The organism is Actinosynnema sp. NPDC023587, assembly GCF_040640215.1.
Lineage (GTDB): Bacteria > Actinomycetota > Actinomycetes > Mycobacteriales > Pseudonocardiaceae > Actinosynnema.
Genome location: NZ_JBFABG010000001.1, coordinates 126,893 through 144,872, shown reverse-complemented (window position 1 = coordinate 144,872; position 17,980 = coordinate 126,893). Strand labels below are relative to the sequence as shown.

Below are 17,980 nucleotides of genomic sequence, written 5' to 3'. Positions count from 1 at the left end.
CTTCAGGGCGTGCTCGCCGTAGTCCCACCCCCGGTCACCGTCCGCGTCCCGGCCAAGGTCAACCTGCACCTGGCGGTCGGTGACCCGCGCGCGGACGGCTACCACGACCTGGTGACGATCTTCCAGGCGCTGTCCCTGACCGACGAGGTGACGGTGGCCACCACCGACGACCCCGGCGTCGAGGTGCGCGGCGAGGGCGCGGACTCCGTGCCCACCGGGCCCTCGAACCTGGCCTGGCGGGCCGTGCGGGCGCTGGCCGAGCACGTCGGCCGCGACCCCGACGACCCGAAGGTCAGGATCTCGATCCGCAAGGCCATCCCGGTCGCGGGCGGCATGGCGGGCGGCAGCGCGAACGCGGCGGCGACGCTGGTCGGCCTGGCCTCGCTGTGGCGGCTGGAGGTCGGCCGGGACGAGCTGGCCGGGGTGGCGGGCACGATCGGGGCCGACGTCCCGTTCGCGCTCTACGGCGGCACCGCGCTGGGCACCGACCGGGGCGACCGGATCGTGCCCGTGCTGGCCCGCCACCCGTTCCACTGGGTGCTCGCGTTCGACCGGCTCGGCCTGTCCACGCCCGAGGTGTTCGGCGAGCTCGACCGGCTGCGCGCGGAGGGCGACCCGCCGAGGGTGGGTGCGGCCGAGGCCGTGCTGGAAGGGCTCGCGTCGGGCGACCCCCGGCAGCTCGCCCTGCTGCTGGGCAACGACCTCCAGGCTGCGGCGGTGTCGCTGCGGCCCGGTCTGCGCCGGACGCTGCGCGCCGGCGTGAACGCCGGCGCGCTGGCCGGGATGGTGTCCGGGTCCGGCCCGACCTGCGCGTTCCTGTGCACCGACGCCGACTCGGCGGTCCGGGTGGCCGCCGAGCTGGCCGGCGCGGGGGTGTGCCGCACGGTGCGCGTCGCGCAGGGGCCCGTCCACGGGGCGCGGGTGATCGGGACCGAGGAGACGCCTCGGCCGACACCGCCCGAAGTCCACGCTTGAATTTCAGACGAAGGTTGTGTTGATGGCCAACTTGGTCAACTTGGAGAACGTCTCCAAGTCGTTCGGTGTGCGTCCGCTGCTCGACGAGGTGTCCCTCGGGGTCGGCGAAGGCGATCGGATCGGTGTCGTCGGGCTCAACGGCGGCGGCAAGACGACGCTGCTGGAGGTGCTCGCCGGGCTCGCCCCGCCGGACGAGGGCCGGGTCAGCCAGACCCGGGGGCTGCGGATGGCCGTGGTGACGCAGCGCACCGAGCTGCCGCCCGACTCGACCGTGCGCCACGCGGTGATCGACCCGCTGGGGTTCGACGCCGAGCACGAGTGGGCGGCCGACGCCCGGGTCCGGTCGATCCTCGACGGGCTGGGGATCACCGCGCTGGGCCTGGACTCGACGGTCGGGACGATGTCGGGCGGTGAGCGGCGGCGGGTTGCCCTGGCGGCGGCGCTGGTGCGGGAGCTCGACCTGGTCGTGCTGGACGAGCCGACCAACCACCTGGACGTCGAGGGCGTGCGGTGGCTGGCCGAGCACCTGCTGGCCCGGCGGACCGCGCTGGTGGTCGTGACCCACGACCGGTGGTTCCTGGACACGGTGTGCTCGCGGACCTGGGAGGTCGTCGGCGGCCGGGTCGAGCAGTACGAGGGCGGGTACGCGGACTGGATCTTCGCGCGGGCCGAGCGGGCCCGGCTGGCGGACGCGGTGGAGGAGAAGCGCCGCAACCTGGCCCGGAAGGAGCTGGCCTGGCTGCGGCGCGGCGCTCCGGCCCGCACGTCCAAGCCCCGGTACCGGATCGACGCGGCCGAGGCGCTGATCTCCGACGTGCCCGAGCCGCGCGACTCCGTCGAGCTGCTGGCCTTCGCCAAGCGGCGGCTCGGGCGCACCGTCGTGGAGCTGGAGGACGTCACCCTCGCGGTCGGGGACGGGGCGCGGACGCTGGTCCGCGACCTGACCTGGCGGATCGGTCCCGGGGACCGGGTCGGGATCGTCGGGGTCAACGGGTCCGGGAAGACCACGGTGCTGCGCGCGCTGGCCGGCGAGCTGGAGCCCGTGTCCGGCAAGCGGGTCCAGGGGCAGACGGTGAAGCTGGCCCACCTGAGCCAGGAGCTGCACGACCTGGACGGCTCGATGCGCGTGCTGGAGGCGGTGGAGGAGATCGCCCGGCGGGTGGTGCTGGGCAAGCAGGAGCTGTCCGCCTCGCAGTTGGCCGAGCGGTTCGGGTTCACCTCGCAGAAGCAGTGGACGCCCGTCGGGGACCTCTCCGGCGGCGAGCGGCGGCGGTTGCAGCTCTGCCGGCTGCTGATGGCCGAGCCCAACGTGCTGCTGCTCGACGAGCCGACCAACGACCTCGACATCGACACGTTGCAGCAGTTGGAAGACCTGCTGGACTCCTGGCCCGGGACGCTGGTCGTGATCTCGCACGACCGGTACCTGGTCGAGCGGGTGTGCGACCGGGTCGTGGCGCTGTTCGGCGACGGCGGGCTGACCGACCTGGTCGGCGGGATCGAGGAGTACCTGCGGCGGCGGGACGCCCAGACGGGCTCCGCGCCCGCCGGGAAGGCGACCCCGGTCAAGGAGGGGGCACCGTCCTCGGCCGCCGACCAGCGGGCCGCCCGCAAGGACCTGGCCCGCCTGGAACGGCGGCTGGAGGTCCTCCAGAAGAAGGAAGCGGAACTGCACTCCGCGCTCGCGGCGGCGGCCACCGATTCCGGTCGGCTGCTGAAGCTGGACGCCGAGCTGCGCGCGGTGCTGACCGAGGCCGAGGCCGTCGAGGCGCAGTGGCTGGCGGCGGCCGAGGCGGTCGAGGGGTGACGACCGCCGGGCGGCGGTGGTCGGCGCGGGGCTAGCGCCCCCGCCGGCGCAGTTCGGCGACCAGCAGGGGCACGAGTTCGTCGATGTAGGCGCACTCGTAGCCCTGGCCGTCCATCAGCGACAGGGCGAACTCCGCCTTCGCCAGCTCGGTCGAGCTCGCCCCGATCATGCCGTCCAGGGCGACGCCGACCTCCTCCAGCACGCGGTCGACCTGCGCCGTGCGGTAGCCGCGCCGGTCCGCGCCCGCCGTCGGCAGCTTGATCGCCCGGAGCTGCTGCCAGGACGTGATGGGCGGGAGGTCGGCCGGCCGCCGGGGACCGTCGCCCCACTGCTTCTCGATCCTGGACAGGAAGGCGTCCACCTCGGTCTCGTCGTAGCCCCGCCGGCCGATGACGGGCCGGCTGAAGCGGGCCTCCCGGACCTCCCGCGCGGTGAGGTCGTCCTGGCCGAGCAAGGTCTTCTCGATGCGGTCCAGGAACTTGTCCACCTGGGACTCCTGGTAGCCGCGCCGCCCGCGCGGGGGCTTGCCGAACTCGACCGTCCGCACGTCCCGCGCGGTGAGCGGCCGGGCACCCACGCCGGGGCGGGGGCGGACCGGCGGCGGCGCGGGGGCGGGCGGTGGTGCGGGTGCGGGCGGTGGCGCGGGGACCCGGTCGGGCGGTGGCGCGGGGGTGCGCTCCAGGGTGACGACCACGAGGTCCAGGAACGTGTCCACGTCGTCCTCGTCGTAGCCGATCGTCCCCGGCGGGGCCAGGGCGAATTCGACGTCCTGCACCTCGATCGCGGTCAGGTCGTCCCGGCCCGCGAGGGTGTTCTCGATCCGGTCCAGGAAGGCGTCGATCTCGCCCTCGTGGTAGCCCCGGTCGCCCGGCCGGGGCTTGTGGAAGCGGACGCCCCGGACGTCCTGCGGGGTGAGCCGGGGAGCCGGTGCCGGGCGCATCCCGGTGGACGTGGCGTGCGCGCCCCGGGCCGGTGCGACGGCCTGCCGGCGCTGCGGCGTGGACTTGAGCGTCTCGGCCACCAGGTCCATGAACACGTCGACCTCGGCCGCGTGGTAGCCCGGTCTCGCCGGGCGGAAGCGCATCCGGCGGACGTCCTGCTCGGCCACGTCGTCGCGGCCGAGCAGGGTGCTCTCGACGCGGTCCAGGAAGTCGTCCACCTGCTGCTCGTCGTACCCGGGCAGACCCGGCGGCGGGCGGTGGAAGGCGACCTGTCGCAGATCCTGCGCGCTCAACAGCGGCGCGGGATGTGCGGGTGTGTGCCGACGCGCTTCGAACCCGGCCACCCCGTTGCCTCCTTCGGTCGTATACCGGGGAGTATCGCCGGACGGTGGGCAACTTGTTTCGTCCTGTCGGCTCAACGCGGGGGAGATCGTTCTACGCTGACTGCCATGAGCCGGTTCGTGGACACGTTGGTGGCAACCGCTGCGAGTGCCGGGGGTCGAGGCATGACGACGGGGGAGCCCACCGCTCCGACCAGTCGCACCTGGGGTGAGGTGCACGAACGGGCCACGCGGATCGCGGGCGCGCTGGCGGGCCGGGTGTCCGCCGGGGATTCGGTCGCGGTGCTGGCCGGCGACCCCGCGGCCATCGCGCCGGCCGTGCAGGCGGTGTGGCTGGCCGGCGGCAGCATCACCATGCTGCACCAGCCGACCGCGCGCACGGACCTCGCCGAGTGGGCCGAGGACACGCTGAAGGTGCTGTCCATGATCGGGGCCCGCCTCGTGCTGCTCGGCGCGCCCTTCGACGCGCTGGCCCCGGTGCTGGACGAGCACGGCGTCGCCTGCGCCGACCTCGACGGGCTGGACGGCGAGCCGTTGGCCGCCCCCGTCGAGGTGGACGAGTCCGCCACGGCGCTGTTGCAGCTCACGAGCGGTTCCACGGCCGACCCGAAGGCCGTGCGGATCACCCACGGCAACCTGTGGTCCAACGCCGAGGCGATGGAGGTCGCCGCCCGGCTCGACCCGGAGACCGACCGGATGGTGTCCTGGCTCCCGCTGTTCCACGACATGGGGATGGTCGGCTTCCTGACCGTGCCGATGCTGCTCGGCATCGACCTGGTGAAGGTCACGCCGGCCGACTTCCTCGGGCGTCCCACCCTGTGGCCGGACCTGATCAGCCGCTACGGCGGGACGATCACCGCCGCGCCCAACTTCGCCTACGCCGTCGCCGCCCGGCGGATGGCGAACGTGGCGGACGGGACGTGGGACCTCTCGCGGCTGCGCCTCGCGCTGAACGGGGCCGAGCCGATCGACCCCGTCGCGGTGCGGGCGTTCACCGACGCGGGGGCGCGGTTCGGGATGCCGGCCGAATGCGTGCTGTGCGCCTACGGGATGGCCGAGACGACGCTGGGCGTCGCCTTCGCGCCGGTGTTCACCGGGCTCTCGGTGGACGTGGTGGACCGCGACGAGCTGGAGGCCGGGCGGCGGGCCGTGCCGGTGGCCGCCGACAGCGCCGGCGCGCGGACGTTCCCGCTGCTGGGGCCGCCGCTGCCGGGGCTGGAGGTCCAGGTCGTGGACGAGGCAGGCGCGGTGCGCGGTGAGCGCGAGGTCGGGCAGCTCCGGGTCCGCGGCGACGCCGTCACCCCCGAGTACCTGACGGTCGACGGACCGGTCGCCACCCAGGACGCGGCGGGGTGGCTGGACACCGGGGACGAGGGCTACCTGGTCGACGGTCAGGTCGTCGTCTGCGGGCGGCGCAAGGACGTCATCATCATGGGCGGGCGCAACATCTACCCGACCGACATCGAGCGCGCGGCCACGTCCGTCGAAGGCGTGCGCGCGGGCAACGCCATCGCCGTCCGGTTGGACGCCGGGACCCGGCGCGAGCGGTTCGCGGTGGTGGTCGAGTCGAAGCTCGCGGGCTCGGACGACGAGGTGCGGGAGCTGTCCAAGAAGGTCAGCGCGCGCGTCGTGGACGCCGTGGGGCTGCGGCCGTACTCGGTGGTGGTGGTGAAGCCCGGGAGCCTGCCCAAGACGCCTTCGGGCAAGCTGCGCCGCGCGGCGGCGTCGACCCTGGTGCCCAGCGCGGGCTGAGCGGTTCGGCCGGTGCCCGCACGATCGCGGAATCCACGGACATGTCCCAACACGACCGGCCCGCCGCGCGTCGGTGGACCCGCGCTAGTGGAACCTGTTCTGCGCGGCTTCCAGGCCCAACTCCACCAGCGCCTCCACGGCGTCGGCCGTGCGGTCCAGCTCGAAGGCCAGTTCCTTGCGCTCGGTGGGGGAGAAGTCGCGCAGCACGTAGTCGGCCGGGTCCATGCGACCCGGCGGGCGGTCCACGCCGAAGCGGATCCGGTGGTAGTCCTTGGTGCCCAGGGACTTGGTGATCGAGCGGAGGCCGTTGTGGCCGTTCTCGCCGCCGCCGAGCTTCATCCGCACGGTGGCGAACGGCAGGTCGAGTTCGTCGTGCACGACGACGACGTCCGCGGGCTCGACCTTGTAGAACTTCGCGGTGCCGGCCACCGGGCCGCCCGAGGTGTTCATGTAGCCGCGCGGCTTGGCCAGCACGACCCGCCGGCCGCCCAGCCTGCCCTCCAGCACGTCGGCACCGCCCTTGTGGGCCTTGAACCTGCCGCCGATCCGCTCGGCCAGCACGTCCAGCACCAGGAAACCGACGTTGTGGCGGTTGCCCTCGTACCGGGGTCCGGGGTTGCCCAGTCCCACGACCAGGCTCACGTCATCGGCCACGGGACCGGAACTCCTGCTCCAACTCGTCCAACAGGGCGTCCACCGCCCGCGTCTGGTAGCCGCGCCGCAGACCCGACGTGGTGCTGAACCTGGTGTGGCGGACCTCGCTCGCGGTCATCCGCCCGCGACCGTCCAGGGTCGCGGCGGCCCTCGCGACGAAGGCGTCCACCTCGCCGCGATCGTAGCCGTTCGACGCCTTCGGCAGCTTCACCGCCAGCACGTCGGAGCCCGAGCGCATCCCGGTCGGCGGCACCAGGCCCTCGCGGAGCTGCCACTCCAGCCGCGACAGGAAGTCGTCCACCAGGCGCTGGTCGTAGCCGCCGGGCAACTCGTGGAACACCACCCGCCGCACCTCGTCGGGGTGCATCCGGGTGCGTCCGGCCAGCGCGTCCGCGATCTTCAGCACGAACGCGTCCACCTGCGCCGGGTCGTACCCCTTCCCGCCGCGCTTGCGCGGGAAGGACGTGCCCCGCACCTGCGCCGGGCTCAACGACGGGAACGGCACGCCGCCCCAGCCGTGAGGCGGGGGAGGCGTGCCGTTCGACCAGCCCGACGTGATAGGGCTCAGCTCTCTTCGGCGGCCTCGTCGTCAGCGGCCTCGCCCTCGCCGTCCAACTGGGCGGCGGTGGGAGCGGCGTTGACGGCGACGACCAGCGCATCGGGGTCGGTCACCAGGGACGCACCCGACGGGAGGGCGACGTCCGAGGCGTGGATCTGGGTGCCGGCCTCGACGCCGGCCACCGAGACCTCGACCTGGTCGGGGATGTTCAGGGCCTCGGCCTCAAGCTGGATCGTGGTCAGGTCCTGGGTGACCAGGATGCCGGGGCCCGCCTCGCCGACGATGACGACGGGGACCTCGACGGTCACCTTCTCGCCCCGCTGCACCAGCAGCAGGTCGACGTGCTCGATGTAGTTCTTGAGGGGGTGCGTGGTGACGGTCTTGGTCAGCGCGAGCTCACTGCTGGAGTCGATGTCCAGGGTGAGCACCGCGTTCTGACCGTGTTCGCGGACGACACGGGCGAACTCCAGCGCCGGCAGAGCCAGGTGCTTCGGGTCGGAACCGTGGCCATAGAGCACCGCGGGGATCTTGCCGGCGCGACGGGTGCGGCGGGCTGCGCCCTTGCCGAACTCGGTGCGCTCCTCTGCGGCGAGACGGACCTCGGACACGGTGGGGCTCTCCTAACGGTCTGGCCTTGATACGTCGGGCGGGGCTGCTGAGCGGGGTGCTGGCCTGCGGCGGCGGGCGGCGCGGAAGGTGAACACGCGCGCGGCATCACAACCGCCGCGTCGATCACGCCGAGCGTGATGCTCGCCCTCGCCGAGGCAACCCGACCAGTGTAGGCCGGACCGGTGACCACACCTAATCGGGGGTGGGCGACCGGGTGCCGGGGGTCGCCCGGCACGGAGGAGAACGGCCGGCGCGTCGGGTCGCGACGCGCCGGCCGGGTCGTGCGGGGGTCAGGCGTTGCCGTCGAAGAGGCTCGTGACCGAGCCGTCCTCGAAGACCTCCTGGATGACGCGCGCGAGCAGCGGCGCGATGGGCAGCACGGTCATCGCGTCGAAGCGCTTCTCCACCGGGATCGGCAGGGTGTCGGTGAACACGACCTCGCGCGCGCCGCACGCCTGGAGCCGCTCGACCGCCGGGCCGGACAGCACCGGGTGGGTCGCCGCGATCACGACGTCCGACGCGCCCTCGGCCAGGAGCTGCTCCACGGCCTTGGTGATGGTCCCGCCGGTGTCGATCATGTCGTCGATCACCACGCACAGCCGGTCCGCCACCTGGCCGACCACGCGGTTGGCGACGACCTCGTTGGGCCGCAGCGGGTCACGCGTCTTGTGGATGAACGCGATGGGCGTGCCGCCCAGGGTGTCCGCCCACTTCTCGGCGAGCTTGGTGCGGCCGGCGTCCGGCGACACCACGGTGATGTCCCGGCCCGCGTACTTGTGGCGGATGTGCTCCGCGAGCAGCGGCATGGCCCACAGGTGGTCCACCGGGCCGTCGAAGAAGCCCTGGATCTGGGCGGTGTGCAGGTCGACCGCGACCAGGCGGTCCGCGCCGGCGGTCTTGAACAGGTCGGCGACCAGGCGGGCGGAGATCGGCTCCCGGCCGCGGTGCTTCTTGTCCTGCCGGGCGTAGGGGTAGAACGGCATGATCACGGTGATCCGCTTCGCGGACGCGCGCTTCAGCGCGTCCACCATGATCAACTGCTCCATCAGCCACTGGTTGATGGGCGCGCAGTGCGACTGGATGACGAACGCGTCGCAACCGCGCACCGACTCCTCGAACCGCACGAAGATCTCGCCGTTGGCGAAGTCGTACGCAGACTGGGGGGTCACCGACACGTTGAGGTGCTTGGCCACCTGCTCGGTCAGCTCCGGGTAGGCGCGCCCACCGAAGAGCATCAGGTTCTTCTTCGGAGTTCCGACCATGGTGGGGTTCACGTCAGCGCCCTTCCTCGGTTGTGTCGGCGTTCTGCGCCGCCAGCGCCTGCTGCGCCGCGTCGGCGGCCGGGGTGCCGGGCCTGCGCTGCACGACCCAGCCCTCCAGGTTCCGCTGGGGACCGCCGGACACGGCGAGCGCGCCCGGCGGGACGTCCCGGCGCACCACGGTGCCGGCTCCGGTGTACGCGCCGTCCCCCACCGTGACGGGGGCCACGAACATGTTGTCGGAGCCGGTCCTGGCGTGCGATCCGACGACGGTGCGGTGCTTCGCCACCCCGTCGTAGTTCACGGTCACGCTGGCCGCGCCGATGTTGGTGTGCTCGCCGATGGTGGCGTCGCCGATGTAGCTCAGGTGCGGGACCTTGCTGCCGGTGCCGATGTCGGAGTTCTTGACCTCGACGAAGGTGCCGATCTTGCCGCCGCCGCCGAGCCGGGTGCCCGGCCGCAGGTACGCGAACGGGCCCACGGAGGCGCTCGCGCCGATCTCCGCGCCCGTGCCGTGGGTGCGCACGACCGACGCGCCCGCGCCGATCGTGCACGCGAACAGCGTGGTGTCCGGGCCGATGACCGCGCCCTCGCCGACGACGGTGCCGTCGCGGAGCTGCACGCCCGGCTCGACCAGGGCGTCGCGGCCGAGCCGCACGTCCGCGTCGAACCACGTGGTGGCCGGGTCGACCACGGTCACGCCCTCGCGCATCCACCGCTCGACGATCCGGCGGTTGAGCTCGACGCCGAGGCGCGCGAGCTGCACCCGGTCGTTCACGCCCTCCACCAGCCACGGGTCGGGCGTCACGACCGCGCCCACCCGCCGCCCGTCGGCGCGCGCGATGGCGAGCACGTCGGTCAGGTACAACTCGCCCTGGACGTTGTCGGTCGAGATGCGCGCGAGCGCGTCCCGCAGCACCGCCGCGTCGAACGCGTACACGCCCGAGTTGATCTCGGTGATGGCCCGCTCGTCCGGGGACGCGTCCTTCTGCTCGACGATCCGCTCGACCTCGCCGGCGGCCGAGCGCACGATCCGCCCGTAGCCGGTCGGGTCGGGCACCACGGCGGTGAGCACGCTGACCGCGTTGCCCGCCTCCGCGTGCCGGACCAGCAGGTCCCGCAGCGCGGCCGAGTCCAGCAGCGGGGCGTCGCCGTAGGTCACGACGACCGTGCCGCCGAGGTCGGCGGGGAGTTCGGCGAGGCCGCAGCCCACCGCGTGCCCGGTGCCCTTCTGCTCGTCCTGCACCGCGACGGTGACCTTGCGGTCCAGCGCGGCGGACAGGGTGTCGAGGTGCCGGCCCACCGCGTCGCGGCCGTGGCCGACGACGACGGCCAGGTGATCCGGATCGGTCCCCGCGGCGGCGCGGACCGCGTGCTCCACGAGGGAGCGACCGGCGATCCGGTGCAACACCTTGGGGGTGGCTGAGCGCATGCGGGTGCCTTCACCCGCTGCGAGGACGATCGTGCTGACCGGGGTGGGAACACCCTCTAGCATCAGCGCTCTCCCTAGCTGACCGAAGTGCGTGCGTGCCAGCGGGAAAACCCGGCTCCCGCCAGGTGCTGATACTAAGCGTCCGGGGAGGGCCCGACCTCCACGGCCGCAACCTGGCAGCCACCCCTGCGCTTCGCCGCGTACATCGCGGAGTCGGCTCGGGCGAGGGCCTGGTTGGCCGATTCACCGGGTCGCACGGAGATCACCCCGACGGACAGCGTGACCCCCCGGGACAGGTCGATTGGCAAGCCCGCCACGGCATCCACGGCCCGGCCGAGCGCCGCCTCGGCGGCGTGCAGGGGCGCTCCGGGCAGCAGCACGACGAACTCGTCGCCGCCGTAGCGGGCGACCAGGTCGTCCCCCCGCAACGCCTGGCGGAGTGTGCTCGCAATCACGCGCAGGACGTCGTCGCCCTCGGCGTGCGAGTGCTTGTCGTTGACGACCTTGAACCCGTCCAGGTCGACCAGCGCGATCGCCATCGGGTGGGTCTGCGCGCTGATCAGCGCGCCGAGTCGGTCGTCCAGCGCGCGCCGGTTCGGCAGGCCGGTCAGCGGGTCCTGCAACGCCTGCTGCGCGATCGCGCCGTGCGCGCGCGTCAGCCGTTCGTGGTCGCGCCGGGTGACCAGCGTGGCGGTGCGGGCCTCCTGCATCTGCCACAGCTCCACCTCCAGCGCGTTGGCGTAGGTCTGGAGCGCGGAGATGGTGTGCTCGCCGTGCGGGCCGGAGAGCTTCGCGTACTCGCGGGTCAGGCACAGCATCAGCGTGGGCTCGGACGTGTCGTGCTCCAGCCGGGTGCGGGCGTCGGCGAGCACCTGGAGGGCCTGTTGCGGCAGCTCCTCCAGCTCCAGGCAGCGGGCCAGGGCGATGGACACGATGATCAGCTCGCGGGCGTACATGGACAGCTCGCGCAGCCGCCACAGCGGGGCGATGTGCTCGGGACCGGGTCTGGCCAGCGCGTGCGCCGCGCCGATGATCGGCACCTGCTCGGAGGCCGCGCGGTCGCGCCGGCCGGGGTGCAGCGACTCGCGGAACGGCCCCTCGACCGCCTCGGCGATGGCCGAGGCGGTGCCGAACTTGGTGGCCGCCTCCGCCAGGTTCTCCACCCGCTCCAGCCGCAGGCCCCAGCCGATGAGCATCCGGGCGCGGTTCATCAGGTGGATGTAGATCAGGTGCGGTCCGGCGCTGTCCCGGATCGCGTTGTGCGCCCGCGCCAGCACCGCGTCGGCCATCTCGTAGACGCCGAGCTGGGTCAGCACCAGGCCGGTGCTCTGGAGGGCGTTGGCCAGCATCCGGTCCCAGGTGCGCCGGTCCGGCACCGGGTCCGGGGTGAGGTTCTCCTCCAGCATGGCCAGGCCGGACGCGACCTCGGTCAGCGCCCTGTCCTCGAACCCGCCGAGCAGGTACCGGCGACCGCGCAGCGCGTGCGTCTCGGCCTCCAGCACGACCAGGCCGTGCCGGCGGGTGTGCGCCAGCAGCTCGTCGAGCAGGGTGTCCGACAGGTCCACCAGGCCGGGCGTGACCAGCCGGACCACGGCCGCCGCGCGCAGGAGCTGGCCGACGATCCGGGGCTCGCCCCGGGCCTGCGCCTCGGTCAGCAGCCCGTCCACCTCGTGGCACGCGTCGAGCTGATCGGAGAGGTGGCTGCTCTGGGCCACGGCCACGAGCTCGCTCGCGCGGCCGACCAGCCACGCGTCGGACATCTCGTGGAGCGCCGGCACCACGGTGTCCTGCTCGTCGACCGCTTCCTCGTGCAGCGACTCACACCCCCCAGGCGTACGCAGGGCGACCCGGACCGGTGCGGTCCGGCCGTACTCGCTCCGCCACCAGGATTCGAACCTGGACCATCGGAACCAAAATCCGAGGTGCTGCCTTTACACCATGGCGGAACGGGCGGAGGTCTCCCTCTACCGCGCGAGGACATGTTGTCACGACTGGTCCCGAAAGGTCAGCACCACCACTCAACTGGTCGAAATCCACCGGTCACCCGATCATGACCCCGCGTGTTCGCGCAGGTCAGCCCGCCCCCGTGCGGGAGGCCAGAAAATCCGCCACGGACCTCTCGTACCCGGCCGGGTCGACGTTCCACGCGGCGACGTGCTCGGCGGCCGGCTCCTCGACGTAGGTCATTCGCCAGCCGAGCCCCGGCGCGGCGCGGGCGAGGTCGCGCGAGCCCGCCACCGGCACGGTGCCGTCGACCGCGCCGTGCAGCAGCAGCGTCGGCGGCCGGTGCGCGGGCGGGCGGGCGACCAGGTCGAAGCGGTCGAACTCCAGGTCGGCCCGCCAGTCCGAGACCAGCTCGGCGACCGGCACCAGCCAGGTCGGCACGCCCCGGTTGCGCGACTGGAGCTCCAGCGTCCCCGTCCAACTGGTCACCGGGGCGTCCAGGACCGCGCCGACGGCCTTGCCGGCCAGCTCCGAGCGGCCCAGGAACTGGCCGACGACCGCGCCGCCCATGGACCAGCCGTAGAGCAGGACGTCCTGAGCGCCGTGGTCCAGCGCGTAGCGGACGGCGGCCTCCAGGTCGCGCCACTCGGTGTCGCCGAGGTGGTACAGGCCGTCGGGGGACGCCGGCGCGCCCACGTCGTTGCGGTAGGTCACGGCGAGCACCGGCAGGCCCGCCCGGTGCAGGGTCGGGGTGATCCGCAGCGCTTCCGCCCTGGTGCCGCCGCGCCCGTGCACGGCGACGACCCAGGTCCGGGCGACGCCGGGGACCAGCCACGCGGGCATGTCGCCGAGCTCGGTGGGCACCCGCACGTCCTCGAAGTCCAGGCCGAGGGCCGCCTTCGGGTCGGAGGTCCACACCGAGACCTCCAGCCGGGCGGGCGTGCCGGCCGGCGGGGCGGTCCCGGTCAGCTCGCGGGTCACCGTGCCGCCCGAGCGTCCGGTCACCGGGCCGACCCGGGCTTCGCCGCCCGGCCACACCAGTCCCCAGGAGCCGGGCTGCACTGTGATTCGGGACTCGGTGAGCGTGACCGAACTTTCACCCGATCCGACGATTGTGTCCGGGTAGCCGGGTTGTGCCCGAGCCGGTTCCAGCAACTGGCCGCTGTAGTACCAGCCGACCCCCAGCACACCGGCGCTGAGCAGGGATAAGACCACTGCCAAGGTGACCAGGGCGAGGCGGGTGCGGCGTCGGCGGCGAACGTTCGGTGACCCCATTGGGGAATGATGCGCCGCCCGTGATCGACACGCCCGAAATCCTGAGAACACGCCGTGAGTTCGGCGCGAACTATGGCGGGACAAGGTTGTCCTAACTTACGCTGCCGTAAGTTACGGTCCCGTAGGTAAGCCCCCGGACAACCAAGAGGTACACGTATGACCAGCACCCTGGAGAGCAGGTCCACGCCGCCCGGTCCTGAGGACAAGGGACCCAAGCCGATCATCGACGGCCGGCGCGGCCACGTGGAGCAGCTCGGTGTCTACGTGTTCGTCGTCGTGCCGTTCCTGGCGCTGATCGCGGCGGTGCCGCTCGCCTGGGGTTGGGGACTGGGCTGGGTCGACGTGGCGCTGTTCGTCGCGTTCTACTACCTGGCCGGCCTCGGCGTCACCGTCGGCTACCACCGGTACTTCACGCACGGCTCGTTCAAGGCGAACCGGGCGTTGAAGATCGGCCTGGCCATCGCCGGCAGCATGGCGTTGCAGGGCCCGGTCATCGTCTGGGTCGCCGACCACCGGCGGCACCACGCGTTCTCCGACCGCGAGGGCGACCCGCACTCGCCGTGGCTGTTCGGCAGCGGCCCGGTCGCGCTGGCCAAGGGCTTCTGGCACGCCCACATGGGCTGGCTGTTCGACCGCGACAAGACCAACGCCCAGCGCTTCGCCCCGGACCTGCTGGCCGACAAGGACCTGGTCTGGGTCGACCGGTACTTCGTGCTGTGGACCACCATCAGCCTGCTCGCGCCCGGCGTGCTGGGCGGCCTGATCACCATGTCGTGGGCCGGCGCGCTGAGCGCGTTCTTCTGGGCGGGCCTGGTCCGGGTGGCGTTCCTGCACCACGTGACCTGGTCGGTCAACTCGATCTGCCACATGGTGGGTGACCGCCCGTTCGCCGCGCGGGACCGCTCCGCGAACGTGTGGGCCCTGGCGATCCTGTCGTTCGGCGAGTCGTGGCACAACCTGCACCACGCCGACCCGACCTGCGCGCGGCACGGCGTGAAGCGCGGCCAGATCGACACCTCGGCGCGGTTCATCTGGCTGTTCGAGAAGTTCGGCTGGGCCCGTGACGTGCGCTGGCCGAACCAGCAGCGCCTCGCCCGGATCAGCGTCAAGAAGTGACCCCTTGCCCGCCCCTCGCCGTTCCGGCGGGGGGCGGGTGTTTAGGGTGGTCGAGATGGTGGGACGACGGCGCGGCGACGAGACCCCGGTCCCGCGCGTGCGGATGACCGGGAAGGAGCGGCGCGAGCAGTTGCTCGACGTCGCTCGGGCGTTGTTCGCCGAGAAGGGCTTCGAGGTCACCTCCGTCGAGGAGATCGCGCACCGGGCCGGCGTGTCCAAACCCGTCGTCTACGAGCACTTCGGCGGCAAGGAAGGCATCTACGCGGTCGTGGTCGACCGCGAGATGCAGTACCTGATGGACCACATCGTCAACGCCCTGTCCGGCGGGCACCCCCGGGAGCTGCTGGAGCAGGCCGCGTGCGCGCTGCTGGACTACATCGAGGGCTCCACGGACGGGTTCCGCATCCTGGTCCGCGACTCACCGGTCGCGTCGTCCACCGGGACGTTCTCGTCGCTGCTCAACGACATCGCGTCCCAGGTGGAGTCGATCCTGGGGCTGCACTTCTCCCAGCAGGGCTACGACCGCAAGCTGGCCGCCCTGTACAGCCAGGCGCTGGTGGGGATGGTCGCGCTGACCGGCCAGTGGTGGCTGGAGGTGCGCAAGCCGAAGAAGGACGAGGTGGCCGCGCACCTGGTCAACCTGGCCTGGAAGGGCCTGTCGCACATGGACCACAAACCGCGCCTGCGCACCCGTCGCTGACGGCGGGCCCGGCCGTCCGGTGGGCTCGCGGGCTCAGCCCCGGCTCACCCTGAGGATCTTGTCGTCCGAGCCGGTGGACGTGGTCAGGTAGAGCGCCCCGTCCGGCCCGAGCGCCGCGCCGCGCAGCCGCCCGTGCGTGCCGTCGAGCTCCTCCGGGATCGAGACCGCGTGCACGCCGCCCTCGGGGGTGACGGTGAAGAACAAGACCTTCGAGCCCTTGAGCGCGGTGACCGCGAGGGTGCCCTCCAGGTCGCCCCACTGCCCGCCGGCGAGGAACACCGCATCGCAGATCGCCTCCGTCGGGCGGCCCGACGACCAGACCGCCGGGACCGCGTCCGGGAAGCGTTCGAGGTCGGTCATCGGGACGTTCTCGTCGTAGTCCTCCACCGTGCCGCCCTGCGACGGGTCCCAGCCGTAGTTCGCGCCGGGCTTGAGGACGTTCACCTCGTCGTCCACGTCCGGGCCGTGCTCGGCGGTGAAGACCGTGCCGTCGGCGCGGACCGCGATGCCCTGGACGTTGCGGTGCCCGTAGGTGAGCACGCCGCCCTGCCCGGTCGCGAGGTCGAGCTTGAGCACCTTGCCGCCGAGGTTGTCGCGGTCCTGGGAAGCCGTGGCCTTCGCGGTGTCGCCCGTCCCGACGAGTAGTTCGCCGTCCTTGCCCAGTGCGAGCCGGCACCCGGAGTGCCGGCCACTGGCGTTGGTCGGGATGCCGTCCCGGAGCGGGTCCCGCACGCGCTTCGCGGCGGTGCCGTCGAGCTCGAACGTGACCAGGCGGACGTCTTCGTCGGTGTTGAAGCACGTGGTGAACCGCTTGCTGGTGGCGAAGTCCGGGTGGACCACGAGCCCCATCAGCCCGCCCTCGCCGCGCGCGACGACGTCCCCGAGCTCGGCGTCCACCGGGGTCTTCTGCCCCTTGTCGACCAGGACCAGGCGGCCGGGCCGTTCGGTGACGAGCATCCGGCCGTCCGGGAGGAAACCGATCTCCCACGGGTGCGTGAGCCCGGCCGTGACGACCTCGACCCGGATTCCTCCGGGAGCCTCCCGGGACGAGGGCGCGTTGCCCCCGGCCGGCGTGGAGGAACACCCGGCGAGCAGCAACACGGCAGCGAACCCGACAACCCGGCGCATACCGGTCAGCATGGCAAAGCGGCTGTGAGCTCTCCCTACAGCGGGTACGGCCGTTCGAGCGGCAGCAGGTGCCGGGCCCGGTCGAGGTCCCCGGCCACGACGTGGCCGTGGATCTCGCGGACCAGCGGCGTGATGTCGGTGATGCCGGCGGTCCACTCGTGCACGTAGGCGTCGGATGCCCGGCCCGCCAAGCCGATCTGGATCGACCGGTGGTCCAGCGGCTGGTGGTGCAGGTCGCGTTCGGGGTCCCACTGCACGCGGATGTCCGGCTTGCCCGTGGTGATCGCGGAACTGGACACGGCGTCGCGGACGGCGCGGTCGAACCCGTCGCGCGTGATGCGGACCGCCAGAACCCTTTCCTGGCCCGGCTTCCGAGCCCAGCCGCAGCGGTACACCATCCAGCGGAACGACGGTTTGATCCACGTCATGCGGCCGGCTTCGAACGGCGGGACGAACCTGCCCGCAGCCACGGCGGCGTCCGCGATGGCCGGGCTGTACGCCTGGTAGACCGTGATGTGCCGATCGTCGTAGTCGGCCCGGATCTCCTTGTACTCCACGGAGATAGTGTGGGCGGCGGGTCAACCGGAAAAGCTCCGGGACGCGCGGCCGGCGTGCCGCGCGGGATCAGGGGCGGGTCTGGGTGGAACGTGTCTCGTCGACGCGGCCCATCGCCTCTCGATCGCGCCTCCAGGAGTCCTGATTTGATCGGTTCTGATTTGCCTGATCTCACACCTGGGGCTCATCATTTTTTGGCGACCTGGGGAAAGAGGCTTGTGCGGCCTGTGGCCGTGATTCCCTCCTATGTTCCCGATCACGTGAGAGATGCCATCGTCTCGCATGAACAGGAATTCGGCGGGATTGCGTTTCCTGTGTTGGGAGGTGAGCTGGAGGGTTGGCTGGAGTGTGGTGTGAAGTCCAGGAAGCCTTGGCGGTCCGGTGCCGGTGAGTGGGTTTTCCACTTCGCCGACCCGCAGTTCGTCCAGTGCGCACTCGTCTGTAGGGCGGATGGCTGCTTCGGCGTGTCCTGGTCGGAAGAATTCTTGCCGTGGCACGCCGATGCGCGCGGCCTGATCGAAGCAAGCGCACTATGGGCCGATCTCATCGGATGGCGAAAATCGACTCTGCGTGACGGTGATCCGAACGAGGTGTTGAACGCTCTGGATGGTGTGGGTTCACTCGTCAAAGCCGAGTACGCCTCATCGCGTGAGACGTCCTGGTGGCTGGGGGATGGGGTCGCGCTCTACGTCGAGCCTTATCTCACTCATCTACCGGAGGGTGCCACGCGCGTGCATGTGATGACGTCCGATCCGGAAGCTCATCAGCGGGTGATGCGGGCACTTGAAGCGGTGAGGAAGCCGGGGGTCGATCTGATGGCGTGGCCAGTGGAGGGCTGTGTCCTGGCACCCGAAGAGTGCCCCTTCGGTTGACGGGTTCCCAGGGCGACACGATGGCCGCTTCGGGGACCTCGGTCAGGGCCGACGTCCCGCTCCT

General features: G+C 72.2%; 16 protein-coding genes and 1 tRNA gene. 6 read left to right on the top strand and 11 right to left on the bottom strand.

The genetic code is table 11. The features are described 5' to 3' along the window. Positions 1-9 precede the first annotated feature (9 nt). Entirely contained in the window at positions 10-975 is a 966-nt protein-coding gene (locus AB0G01_RS00700) for a 4-(cytidine 5'-diphospho)-2-C-methyl-D-erythritol kinase (protein WP_360937897.1), read from the top strand. 22 nt (positions 976-997) lie between these two features. Beyond that, positions 998-2,779 (top strand): ABC-F family ATP-binding cassette domain-containing protein, encoded by a 1,782-nt coding sequence (locus AB0G01_RS00695; protein ID WP_360937894.1) that lies wholly within the window; start codon positions 998-1,000, stop codon positions 2,777-2,779. 31 nt (positions 2,780-2,810) lie between these two features. Here the strand turns inward: AB0G01_RS00695 and AB0G01_RS00690 are convergent, their stop codons facing one another. Then, positions 2,811-4,064, bottom strand: coding sequence for a DivIVA domain-containing protein (locus tag AB0G01_RS00690; RefSeq protein WP_360937891.1), 1,254 nt, complete (start codon positions 4,062-4,064; stop codon positions 2,811-2,813). 105 nt (positions 4,065-4,169) lie between these two features. Between AB0G01_RS00690 and AB0G01_RS00685 the strand changes: the two genes are divergently transcribed. Continuing rightward, on the top strand, positions 4,170-5,813 hold the full coding sequence (locus tag AB0G01_RS00685; protein ID WP_360937888.1) for a fatty acyl-AMP ligase: 1,644 nt from the start codon (positions 4,170-4,172) through the stop codon (positions 5,811-5,813). 84 nt (positions 5,814-5,897) lie between these two features. On the opposite strand, the gene pth is transcribed toward AB0G01_RS00685, so the two are convergent. The 8 genes from pth to AB0G01_RS00645 all read right to left on the bottom strand — a co-directional run bounded on the left by pth (position 5,898) and on the right by AB0G01_RS00645 (position 13,545). Further along, positions 5,898-6,467, bottom strand: a complete 570-nt coding sequence (gene pth, locus AB0G01_RS00680; RefSeq protein ID WP_360937885.1) for an aminoacyl-tRNA hydrolase — start codon at positions 6,465-6,467, stop codon at positions 5,898-5,900. Beyond that, the gene (locus AB0G01_RS00675; protein WP_360937882.1) at positions 6,457-6,972 is read right to left on the bottom strand and encodes a DivIVA domain-containing protein; all 516 of its coding nucleotides are present in this window, start codon (positions 6,970-6,972) and stop codon (positions 6,457-6,459) included. The genes pth and AB0G01_RS00675 overlap by 11 nt, the downstream gene beginning before the upstream one ends. A 59-nt stretch (positions 6,973-7,031) precedes the next feature. Next, entirely contained in the window at positions 7,032-7,634 is a 603-nt protein-coding gene (locus AB0G01_RS00670) for a 50S ribosomal protein L25/general stress protein Ctc (RefSeq protein ID WP_360937879.1), read from the bottom strand. 291 nt (positions 7,635-7,925) lie between these two features. Then, positions 7,926-8,897: a ribose-phosphate diphosphokinase gene (locus tag AB0G01_RS00665; RefSeq protein WP_360939819.1), complete on the bottom strand. Its 972-nt coding sequence runs from the start codon at positions 8,895-8,897 to the stop codon at positions 7,926-7,928. A gap of 13 nt (positions 8,898-8,910) precedes the next feature. Next, positions 8,911-10,389 carry a bifunctional UDP-N-acetylglucosamine diphosphorylase/glucosamine-1-phosphate N-acetyltransferase GlmU gene (gene glmU, locus AB0G01_RS00660; protein WP_360937876.1) on the bottom strand — a complete coding sequence of 493 codons (1,479 nt, stop codon included), beginning with the start codon at positions 10,387-10,389 and terminating at the stop codon, positions 8,911-8,913. A 71-nt stretch (positions 10,390-10,460) separates the two neighbouring features. After that, positions 10,461-12,107, bottom strand: coding sequence for a GGDEF domain-containing protein (locus tag AB0G01_RS00655; protein ID WP_360937873.1), 1,647 nt, complete (start codon positions 12,105-12,107; stop codon positions 10,461-10,463). Between the two features lie 94 nt (positions 12,108-12,201). Beyond that, positions 12,202-12,272, bottom strand: a tRNA-Gln gene (locus tag AB0G01_RS00650). A gap of 127 nt (positions 12,273-12,399) precedes the next feature. Then, positions 12,400-13,545, bottom strand: coding sequence for a prolyl oligopeptidase family serine peptidase (locus AB0G01_RS00645; RefSeq protein WP_360937870.1), 1,146 nt, complete (start codon positions 13,543-13,545; stop codon positions 12,400-12,402). Positions 13,546-13,701: 156 nt separating this feature from the next. Here AB0G01_RS00645 and AB0G01_RS00640 point away from each other — a divergent pair, with 156 nt between their 5' ends. Both AB0G01_RS00640 and AB0G01_RS00635 read left to right on the top strand, forming a co-directional pair. Continuing rightward, positions 13,702-14,661 carry an acyl-CoA desaturase gene (locus AB0G01_RS00640; RefSeq protein WP_360937867.1) on the top strand — a complete coding sequence of 320 codons (960 nt, stop codon included), beginning with the start codon at positions 13,702-13,704 and terminating at the stop codon, positions 14,659-14,661. Between the two features lie 103 nt (positions 14,662-14,764). After that, positions 14,765-15,361 carry a TetR/AcrR family transcriptional regulator gene (locus AB0G01_RS00635; RefSeq protein WP_360939817.1) on the top strand — a complete coding sequence of 199 codons (597 nt, stop codon included), beginning with the start codon at positions 14,765-14,767 and terminating at the stop codon, positions 15,359-15,361. Positions 15,362-15,394: 33 nt separating this feature from the next. Here the strand turns inward: AB0G01_RS00635 and AB0G01_RS00630 are convergent, their stop codons facing one another. Both AB0G01_RS00630 and AB0G01_RS00625 read right to left on the bottom strand, forming a co-directional pair. Further along, entirely contained in the window at positions 15,395-16,489 is a 1,095-nt protein-coding gene (locus AB0G01_RS00630; RefSeq protein WP_360937864.1) for a PQQ-dependent sugar dehydrogenase, read from the bottom strand. Between the two features lie 35 nt (positions 16,490-16,524). Then, on the bottom strand, positions 16,525-17,046 hold the full coding sequence (locus AB0G01_RS00625; RefSeq protein ID WP_360937861.1) for a DUF4291 domain-containing protein: 522 nt from the start codon (positions 17,044-17,046) through the stop codon (positions 16,525-16,527). Between the two features lie 144 nt (positions 17,047-17,190). Between AB0G01_RS00625 and AB0G01_RS00620 the strand changes: the two genes are divergently transcribed. Beyond that, entirely contained in the window at positions 17,191-17,916 is a 726-nt protein-coding gene (locus AB0G01_RS00620; protein WP_360937858.1) for a hypothetical protein, read from the top strand. The last annotated feature ends 64 nt before the right edge of the window (positions 17,917-17,980 follow it).

Bases quoted from the DNA above. Each gene is read 5' to 3' on its own strand.
- AB0G01_RS00685 (WP_360937888.1), top strand. From the start codon at position 4,170: ATGAGCCGGTTCGTGGACACGTTGGTGGCAACCGCTGCGAGTGCCGGG.
- AB0G01_RS00665 (WP_360939819.1), bottom strand. From the start codon at position 8,897: ATGGTCGGAACTCCGAAGAAGAACCTGATGCTCTTCGGTGGGCGCGCC.
- AB0G01_RS00630 (WP_360937864.1), bottom strand. From the start codon at position 16,489: ATGCGCCGGGTTGTCGGGTTCGCTGCCGTGTTGCTGCTCGCCGGGTGT.
- AB0G01_RS00635 (WP_360939817.1), top strand. From the start codon at position 14,765: ATGACCGGGAAGGAGCGGCGCGAGCAGTTGCTCGACGTCGCTCGGGCG.
- AB0G01_RS00645 (WP_360937870.1), bottom strand. From the start codon at position 13,545: ATGGGGTCACCGAACGTTCGCCGCCGACGCCGCACCCGCCTCGCCCTG.
- AB0G01_RS00695 (WP_360937894.1), top strand. From the start codon at position 998: ATGGCCAACTTGGTCAACTTGGAGAACGTCTCCAAGTCGTTCGGTGTG.
- glmU (WP_360937876.1), bottom strand. From the start codon at position 10,389: ATGCTAGAGGGTGTTCCCACCCCGGTCAGCACGATCGTCCTCGCAGCG.
- AB0G01_RS00640 (WP_360937867.1), top strand. From the start codon at position 13,702: ATGACCAGCACCCTGGAGAGCAGGTCCACGCCGCCCGGTCCTGAGGAC.